Annotated in this window: 6 protein-coding genes; 4 read left to right on the forward strand and 2 right to left on the reverse strand. The window is 64.6% G+C overall.

What is annotated here, in order from left to right:
* The first annotated feature begins 290 nt into the window (after positions 1-290).
* On the forward strand, positions 291-965 hold the full coding sequence (locus tag AAE027_RS35975) for a Crp/Fnr family transcriptional regulator (protein ID WP_091891868.1): 675 nt from the start codon (positions 291-293) through the stop codon (positions 963-965).
* On the opposite strand, the gene AAE027_RS35980 is transcribed toward AAE027_RS35975, so the two are convergent.
* Complete coding sequence (locus AAE027_RS35980) at positions 962-2224, reverse strand: MFS transporter (protein WP_370990595.1); 1263 nt, start codon at positions 2222-2224, stop codon at positions 962-964. The two genes, AAE027_RS35975 and AAE027_RS35980, sit on opposite strands and share 4 nt — an antisense overlap.
* A 292-nt stretch (positions 2225-2516) precedes the next feature.
* Here AAE027_RS35980 and AAE027_RS35985 point away from each other — a divergent pair, with 292 nt between their 5' ends.
* Together AAE027_RS35985 and AAE027_RS35990 are read left to right on the forward strand one after the other, a co-directional pair.
* Complete coding sequence (locus tag AAE027_RS35985) at positions 2517-5831, forward strand: adenylate/guanylate cyclase domain-containing protein (protein ID WP_370990594.1); 3315 nt, start codon at positions 2517-2519, stop codon at positions 5829-5831.
* 21 nt (positions 5832-5852) lie between these two features.
* Positions 5853-6533: a redoxin domain-containing protein gene (locus AAE027_RS35990; RefSeq protein ID WP_370990593.1), complete on the forward strand. Its 681-nt coding sequence runs from the start codon at positions 5853-5855 to the stop codon at positions 6531-6533.
* A 113-nt stretch (positions 6534-6646) separates the two neighbouring features.
* On the opposite strand, the gene AAE027_RS35995 is transcribed toward AAE027_RS35990, so the two are convergent.
* Positions 6647-7486: a uroporphyrinogen-III synthase gene (locus AAE027_RS35995; RefSeq protein WP_370990592.1), complete on the reverse strand. Its 840-nt coding sequence runs from the start codon at positions 7484-7486 to the stop codon at positions 6647-6649.
* 140 nt (positions 7487-7626) lie between these two features.
* Here AAE027_RS35995 and purU point away from each other — a divergent pair, with 140 nt between their 5' ends.
* Complete coding sequence (gene purU, locus AAE027_RS36000) at positions 7627-8490, forward strand: formyltetrahydrofolate deformylase (RefSeq protein ID WP_370990591.1); 864 nt, start codon at positions 7627-7629, stop codon at positions 8488-8490.
* Positions 8491-8758: the final 268 nt, after the last annotated feature.

Below are 8758 nucleotides of genomic sequence, written 5' to 3' on the forward strand. Positions count from 1 at the left end.
CCGTTGTTTCCGAACGATCCTAGTACGGTGGTCCCGGTGAGGCCATGCAGCCATTGGTCTCGACCGGACCGCGCCGCCTTCGTTCCCATCAGGGATCAAAAGCCGCATCGCCCAAGGTGGCTCTCAATACGGGAAAGCGCTATTTTGAAATGTCTTCGGCCTGACAATTCGGTGACAAAGTTTTTCGGGCGGGTGCGGCGTCCATCTTTCGTCGGATGACCGCCGAGGTGATCGTGTTGCAGTGCAACAGAAGCGCGGAGTGACGAAACGGTGCGGCTGGCCTCTCCATCATGATTTCAGAGGATCATCTGAAGCGCATCGCCGCCTGGTCGCGCGAACTCACGGAGGCCGAGATCGAGGTCGCACGCGCCGGGGTCAGCGAGCGGTCCTACGGCACCGGCGAGACTGTGTTCATGCGCGGCGACAGCTTCGACTATTGGGCCGGCATGGTCTTTGGCCTCGCCCGGATGGGCGGCGTGTCGCGCGACGGCAAGGAGACCAGTCTTGCCGGGCTGACGGCAGGCGCCTGGTTCGGAGAAGGCAGCGTGCTCAAGAACGAGCCGCGACGCTACGACGTGGTCGCGCTGCGCGACAGCCGGGTTGCGCTGATGGAACGCAGCGCCTTCATGTGGCTGTTCGAGAACAGCGTCGGCTTCAACCGCTTCCTGGTCCGCCAGCTCAACGAGCGGCTCGGCCAGTTCATCGGCATGCTCGAGGTCAACCGCACGCTTGACGCCACCGCCCGCCTTGCCCGCAGCATCGCCTCGCTGTTCAACCCGATCCTCTATCCCGAATCGACCGCGCATCTGGAGATCACCCAGGAGGAGATCGGCGCGCTCTCCGGCATGTCCCGCCAGAACGCCAACCGCGCGCTGAACCGGCTGGAGAAAGAGGGGCTGCTGCGGCTGGAATATGGCGGGGTCACCATCCTCGCTATCGAGCGGCTGCGCAGTTACGGGGATTAGCGCGCGTTGGCGGGGGCGTGCACCGGCCAGAGGTCGGCGCGCCAGCGGATCGCGATCGCCAGCATCGCGATGATGCCTGCGGCGGCATAAAGCGATCCCGTCGCGGAATAGCCGATGATGTCGATCAGGCTGCCGGCCGCGAGCAATCCGAGCGGCAGGCCGTAGATCACCATCATGCGGACGCCCATGACGCGACCGCGCAGATGTGCGCTGGCCGTCCGCATCAGGATCACGGCTGCCGAGATCATCGACATGCTCTGCGCAATACCGGCGAGGACGAGGCAGGCCATCGCCACCGGCATGGTCCTGATCTCGACGAACACCAGCAGCATGGCGTACCAGGCCAGCGTCGCGCCGATCAGGAGCCGGGCAATGCGCAATCCGCTGACCAGGCTCAGCGTGATAGAGCCGGTCAGCGAGCCGACGGCGAAGCTCGCCGAGAGATAGCCGAGGCCGGTCTGGTCGGTCTGAAAGATCTCCCGCGCGATGTAGGGCAGCAATCCTCCGGTGAAAGGAAACGCGGTGAGATTGGCCAGGAAGGCGACGCACAGCGCCGCGCGCATTCCCGGGCCATTCCAGGCGTAGACGATCCCCTCCTTGAGGTCGCCAAATAAGCGAGAAACGGCGTGGCTGTTGGCCGGGAGATCGCTCGTGGTGAGGGTCCTTTTCGGCCGGGTCAGGCAGAGCATGAGCAGCGCGGCCACGAGGTAGAGGCAGGCGATCGCCACATAAACGAGGCCGATGCCGAGGACGGCGAACAGGCCGGCGCCCGTCAATGCTCCGGCGATGCGGGCGCTGTCCTGGGTGGTGCGCGCAACGCTGATGGCGCCGACCAGTTGCTCCGCCGGCATGATCTCGGCAAGCAGCGCCCCCCGGACGCCGAGATCGGAGGGGCGAATCAGGCCCATGATCGCGACGATGATCATGACGCTCAGCGGCGACAAATGACCGGTCAACGCCAGAACCATGATGGTCGACGAGAGCACCGTGTAGGCAAGACGCATCGCGACCAGCAGGTCGCGATGACCCATGCGGTCGCCGATCATACCGAATACCGGCGCGACCAGTGTCCCGACGAACTGGAGTGATGCAAGCACGGTGAGCAGCAGCACCGAGCCGGTTTCGACCAGGATGTACCAGCCGAGCACCAGCGTCTCGACCTCGAACGCCCAGGAGGTGAGCAGGTCGGACGGCCACTGGAGGCGATAGTTGCGGATGCGGAATGGCGCGAGCGCGGAAGGTCGTGCGGATGCGCTCAAGATGCGATGACGGGTTTCACGGCGATTCCCTGCCCTCTTTTATTTGTTCTTCTGTTTGGAAGGGTAGCCCCGGCGATGGCCCTGTCAATTGACGCTACCGCATGCCACCATGCTTTGCCGACGACGTACGGTCCGCCAGTGCGCCCGCAGCATGCTTCGTCGCCCATACTGAGAGGTAGGCTACCGCCGCTTGCTCTTCCGGCGCGCAGAGCCCATTCTGGTCTGCATCCTGGGACCCATTCGGTAGGGGCCAGCAGATTGCGCCATCGCGGCTTCCGCGAGGTCTTGAGCCATGAACTGCTCGGGTTGTGGTTTCGAGGTTCAGAGCGGCTTTGCCTTCTGCCCAAAGTGCGGCACGAAGCAGCCGAACGCGTGCCCCGGCTGCGGCTTTCCATGTGCACCGGATTTTGTCTATTGCCCGAAATGCGGCTCCCTCATCAGCGGGGCGACCAACGACGGCGGACAGACATCGGCGCAGACGAGCCCGGCGACACTCCCAATCAGATCGTCTTCGCCACCGCTCCTGCAGACGGCTCAACACGCATTTCGACCGCAGTCGGACAACGTCGATAGCGAAGCAAACCGCCGCACCATAACCGTGCTGTTTGCCGACCTCAGCGGCTTCACCGCGATGAGCGAGCGGCTCGACCCAGAGGTCATGCAGACGCTTCAGAACCAGTTGTTCGAGGAGTTGACGGCCGCGGTGCAGAGCTTTGGCGGCTTCGTGGACAAGTTCATCGGCGATGCGCTGCTCGCGCTGTTTGGTGCGCCGACTGCGCACGAGGACGACCCCGAGCGGGCGGTCCGCGCTGCCCTCGACATGATCAGCCGGACGGCGCGCCTCAGCGAGCGCGCGAAGGCCTTTGCCGGTTCACCGTTGCAGCTCCATGTCGGCATCAACACCGGCCACGTCGTCGCGGGTGGGTTGGGCGTGGGCGTTGCCAAATCCTATTCGGTGACCGGCGATACCGTGAATACGGCGCAACGATTGCAGTCGATGGCGTCTCCGGACGAGGTGCTGGTCGGGCCGTTGACCCACCGTCTGACGCGGCATGCGTTCTCCTATGACTCGCTGGGCGAGATCTCGCTCAAGGGCAAGATGGGCAGCGTTCTGGTCCATCGTCTGAAGGGACCGCTCGATACGCCCCGCGCGGCACGCGGCCTCGACACGTTGGGCCTCGATGCACCACTGATCGGGCGCGACGCCGAGCTTGCGCGCGTGATCGGCAGCCTTGATCGCGCATGCGGCGGCGCGGCTCAACTGGTGCGGCTGGTTGGCGAAGCGGGCATTGGGAAAACGCGGCTGGTGAACGAATTCGTCGCCCGCATCCGCGATGAGGATCGCTTCGCAGGCGTGGCGATCCGACGGGCGGTCTGCTCGCCGCTCGGCGAACAGTCCTACGGAGCACTCGCCGCCGTGCTGCGTAGCGCCTATGGCATTGCACAGAAGGCGGGCGCCGCGGAAGCAGAGACGAAAGTTGCGGAAGCGCTATCGGAGCTCGGCCTCGCGGCCGAGGAGGCCGATCGCCTGATGCCTCTCTACCTGCACGTTCTTGGCCTTGGCGATCCCAACGCCGTGCTCAGGCACGTCGAACCGGAACAGCTCCGGCGGCAGATCTTTTTCGCGATCCGTACCGTCTTCGAACGCCGCCTCGCCTTGTCGCCGCTTCTCATCATCGTCGAGGATCTGCATTGGGCCGACGCGGTGTCGCTTGAAGCGTTGCGGTTCCTGATGGACCGGCTGGAGCGGACGCGGCTGATGCTGCTGTTTACACATCGGCCAGCGCTGGTGGATCAGTTCGGTTCGAGCAGGATCAGTCACACGACCATTCGGCTGCCTCCGCTTGGCGATGCTGACGGACGAAGGCTGCTCGCGGCGTATTTCAGTCACGGTTGGCGGGAACCGCCGGGACATTTGTTCACCCGAATCCTCGATCGCGCAGGCGGAAATCCGCTTTTCCTCGAGGAGATCATCCGCGGTCTCATCGAAGGCGGGGCCCTGGAGCGTGACGGCGCGCAGTGGCGGATGAAATCGGATGAAGCCGCCGCCGATATTCCAGCAAGCATTCAGGCGTTGTTGCTGGTGCGCCTCGACCGGTTGCCGCATCAGGTACGCCAGGTGGCCCAGGAGGCCGCGGTGATCGGTCCGCGCTTTGATGCGGCTGTTCTCGGTGCGGCAGCAACCGAGCCGGCAAAGGTCGAAGCAGCGCTCGAACTTCTGTGCGACGCCGAGCTCGTCGAGGAGGTCGCGGGCTCGAGCTCGATGTCGCTGCGGACCTATCGCTTCACGCAGACCATGCTTCAGGACGTGATCTATCAAAATCTGCTCCTCCAGCGTCGGGTCGAGCTCCATGGACGGATTGGTGCCGCGCTGGAGCGGCTCTATGGCAAAGAGCCCGAACAGCTCGAAGATCTCATATTGCTCGGGCATCACTTCAGTCTGAGCGCGAGCAAGTCGAGAGGCGCGCGCTATTTGCGCGCGGCCGGCGATCGCGCACGTGCCAGCTATGCCAACGACGATGCCCTCCGCTTCTATCAGCAATCCCTCGCCGTGCTGTCGACCGCCAGCGAACGGGAGCCGGAATGCCTGATCCTATACGAGCGCGTGGCGGACCTCTGTTGCGTGGCTGGCCGGCGAAGCACGGCCGAGGAGCACTATCAGAGCGCGCTGGAGGGGCACCGCACGGCCGGGGACCGTATCGGCGAGGCGCGCATTCTTCGCAAGCTCGGCCGATTGTTGTGGGACGCCGGCAAGCGCGTCAGGGCAGAGGAGCGCTATGCCGAGGCGGCAGAACGGCTCGGCGGGACCGACGCGCCGATCGAGTGGGCGCACCTCCTCCAGGAGCGCGGCCGTCTCGCGTTTCGCGTGGGCGATCACGTCGCCGCCGCGCGGTGGGCCGACGAGGCGCTGGGCCACGCGCGGTCCGTGCCGGCGAACGCGGACGAGCAAGCGGGTCTCGAGGCGGCGCGCGCCATTGCGGAGGCGCTCAACACCAAGGCGGTTGCGCTGGCGCGGCTTGGGCGACACCAGGAGGCGGTGAAGGAGGTGGAGCAAAGTGTCGCGGCAGCCGAGGCCGCCGGCCTCCTCAACGTGGCGTGCCGCGGCTACACCAACCTTGGCGTGCTCTACACGATCGTCGACCCGGCGCAAGCCATGGCGGTTTGCCGGCGCGGCCTCGATGTCGCAAATCGTATCGGCGATCTCGGCTTCCAGGCGCGCCTTCTGGCCAACCTTGCCGTCGCTTGCTGCACCTTCACGGACAGATGTACCGAGGAGGGGGTGCCGGCTGCCGAAAAGGCGATCGAGATCGACCGCGCGCTCGATCAGCGCGAGCATCTCCCGGTACCCCTCATCGTGCTCGGGCAGATCCATCAATGCCACTTCCGCCCCGACATGGCCGCGCGCTGCTACAACGAGGCCATCGAGGTGGCGAGCGAGACCGGCGAGCCGCAGCAGCTGTTTCCATGCTATGATGGTCTTGCGACACTGAATCTTGATCGAGGCGACATGCCCGAGGCCGAGCGGTATTTCGCGCTGGCCCATGATGTCTGCGCCCGGCACGGGCTCGATCCCGCAGGGCTGATCGTACTGCCGTTCCTTGACTAGCCAATGTGAGGGAGTTCAACCATGTCAGACCGTCATGTAGATGGAACACTTCAGCCGGGCGATCGCGCACCGAACATCGTCCTGGACGCCATCACACGCGAAGGAAAGATCGCGCTCGAGGATTATCGCGGGCATAGTCCAATACTGGTGGGCCTGTTTCGTGGCCTGCACTGCCCGTTCTGCCGGCGCCATATCGCGGCGCAGGCGCAGCTTGATGGCGCGCTGCGCGGGAAGGGGATCGAAAGTCTCACGGTCGTCAACACGCCGATCGACCGGGCGCGGCTCTATTTCCGCTATCATCCATTGCCCAATCTGCTCGCCGCGTCCGACCCCGATCGGATCTCGCACCGCGCATTCGGCCTGCCCAATATCGAGTTCACGGAGAACGAAACCGAGTGGCCACGCAAAGTGGGCATGGACGCGGTCATGAGCATGCAAGTGGACATGCCCGGCGAGTTGCCCAGCCCGATGAACCGGCCGGCAGCCGCGGAGTACCTGAACAAGAAGGACGGTTACGAGATGACCGAAGCCGACCAGCGTATGGCGGCAACAGGCACGGGGCAGCTGTTTGGCCAGTTCCTGCTCGACCGGGAAGGGATCGTGCGCTGGACGTTCACCGAGGTTCCCGGCGGCGGCCAACGCATGTTCGGAGCGCCGAGCCCACAGGAGCTGATGTCGGCCGCCTCGCAGGTGGCAGGCTAAAGCATGATCCGGAAAAGTGCGCAGCGGTTTTCCGAAAAGATCATGCTCAAACAATAACCTAAAGCGCGATGACGATTCATCCTAATCTCATCGCGCTTTAGGCATCTTGGCGATTAACCCGCCACCCTCGGTCGTTTCTCGGCGAGCGCTGCCGCCATCGCCGAGATCAGCGGGCGCATGAAATAATGATCTTCCACCGGCGAGACGTCAGTGCGCAATCCGTGCGCGGCGAGCTCGCCCGAGACCGCCGGGCCGACTGAAGCAATCAGCGTCCGTTCGAGCCCCGCGCGAAGGCGTGCCTCGCTGCCGTGCGCCTTCGCGGCCTCGAACAGTCGGCGGACCTGGCCGAGATTGGTCAGCGCGATGGAATCGATCCGCCCCTCGGCCATGGCGTCGATCGCGGCGACGATGTTGGCATCTGCCGCCTTGGAATCGTAGACATAGGGCAGCACGGTATCGACCTCGGCGCCTTGCGCGGCGAGCGCGCCGGTCAGCGCGCTGTGATCCTTGTCCGGATAGAGCTGCAGACCAAGACGGTGGCCCTTCAGGTCGAGCCCGCCCAGCATCTCGATCACGCCCTCGGTGGTCGGCTTCTCCGTGGTCTGCTGCGCATCGAGGCCAACCTCGCGCAGCGCCCTGCCGGGCTTCGGGCCGCGGGTGAATTTTCGCGATTTGGCAAGCGCTGCCACGAGAGCCTGATCGAGCCCGCGAGCGACGGCGAGCTTCATGATCCGCCGCAGGCCTTCGCCGGTCATCAACACGAGGTCGTCGAACGGCTTGTTGATGGCGCGGCGGATCCAGGCCTCGACCGGCGCCGGGTCCGGCGCGTCGTGGATGGTGAACATCGGGCACTGCACGACCTCGGCGCCTTGCTCGGCCAGAAGCTTCGCAAACTGCGCCTCCTCACGCGTTTCCAGGATCAGGATGCGGGTGCCGTTCAAGCGGTCGGCCATGGGCGTGCTCCGGTCAAAAATCGCAATGGTACGTTCATCCTGACTCTGCGCCCGGGATTGGCGCAAGAGTGGGTCAGTGCTAGAGCGGGCGCAAATCGCGGGTCGTTCCGCTCCATTTGCCCAAACCTTCATCAAGAGCCATGCCCGATCATCAATATATCCTGACCCTGTCCTGTCCGGATCGCCCCGGCATCGTCTCGGCGGTGTCGACGTTCCTGGCCCACAACGGGCAGAACATTCTCGACGCCCAGCAGTTCGACGACGTCGAGACCAAGAAGTTCTTCATGCGCGTGGTATTCACCGCGGCTGATCTTGCCGTGGAACTGTCGGCGCTCCAGACCGGCTTTGCCGCGATCGCCGAGCGTTTCAGCATGGAGTGGCAGATGCGCGACCGCGCCGCGCATCGCAAGGTGATGCTGCTGGTGTCGAAATCCGACCACTGCCTGGTCGACATCCTCTATCGCTGGCGCACCGGCGAATTGCCGATGATCCCCACCGCGATCGTCTCCAACCATCCGCGCGAGGTTTATGCCGGGCTCGATTTCGGCGGCATCCCGTTCCATCACCTGCCTGTGACCAAGGAGACCAAGCGCGAGCAGGAGGCGCAGATCCTCGACCTCGTCGCCAGCACGGGCACCGATCTCGTCGTGCTCGCCCGCTACATGCAGATCCTGTCGGACGATCTGTCGGCAAAACTGTCGGGGCGCTGCATCAACATCCATCACTCGTTTCTGCCGGGCTTCAAGGGCGCAAAGCCGTATCACCAGGCCCATGAGCGCGGGGTCAAGCTGATCGGCGCCACCGCGCATTATGTCACGCGCGATCTCGACGAGGGCCCGATCATCGACCAGGACGTCGAGCGCATCAGCCATCGCGATACGCCGGAGGATCTGGTCCGCAAGGGCCGCGACATCGAGCGCCGCGTGCTCGCCCGCGCGATCCGCTACCATCTCAACGACCGCGTCATCCTCAACGGCCGCAAGACCGTGGTGTTCGTGGATTGAGTTGTTCACCTCTCCCCGCGTGCGGCAGGGCAATCGCATATGGGACCGATTTCGCCTGTGGCCACCCGTCGCGACGCCCGCCGTTGGCGGCCCTCAGGATGAGGACCAGGTGCGTGGCACTCGCTTCAATAAGCGCCGATGCTGCTTAGCCTCATCATCAGGATGAGGACGGTGTGCGTGGCAGCAGCTTCAAAGAGCACCGATGCCGCTTAGCCTCATCCTGAGAGCCCGACCGAAAAAGGGTGAGCGGTTTTGGCGGGCTTGTGAT

The sequence above is a fragment of the Bradyrhizobium sp. DN3 genome, assembly GCF_041357655.1.
Lineage (GTDB): Bacteria > Pseudomonadota > Alphaproteobacteria > Rhizobiales > Xanthobacteraceae > Bradyrhizobium.

What these genes read in the sequence shown, in the direction of transcription:
- AAE027_RS35975 (WP_091891868.1), top strand. Translation starts at nt 291, where the DNA reads ATGATTTCAGAGGATCATCTGAAGCGCATCGCCGCCTGGTCGCGCGAA.
- AAE027_RS35985 (WP_370990594.1), top strand. Translation starts at nt 2,517, where the DNA reads ATGAACTGCTCGGGTTGTGGTTTCGAGGTTCAGAGCGGCTTTGCCTTC.
- AAE027_RS35990 (WP_370990593.1), top strand. Translation starts at nt 5,853, where the DNA reads ATGTCAGACCGTCATGTAGATGGAACACTTCAGCCGGGCGATCGCGCA.
- AAE027_RS35995 (WP_370990592.1), bottom strand. Translation starts at nt 7,486, where the DNA reads ATGGCCGACCGCTTGAACGGCACCCGCATCCTGATCCTGGAAACGCGT.
- purU (WP_370990591.1), top strand. Translation starts at nt 7,627, where the DNA reads ATGCCCGATCATCAATATATCCTGACCCTGTCCTGTCCGGATCGCCCC.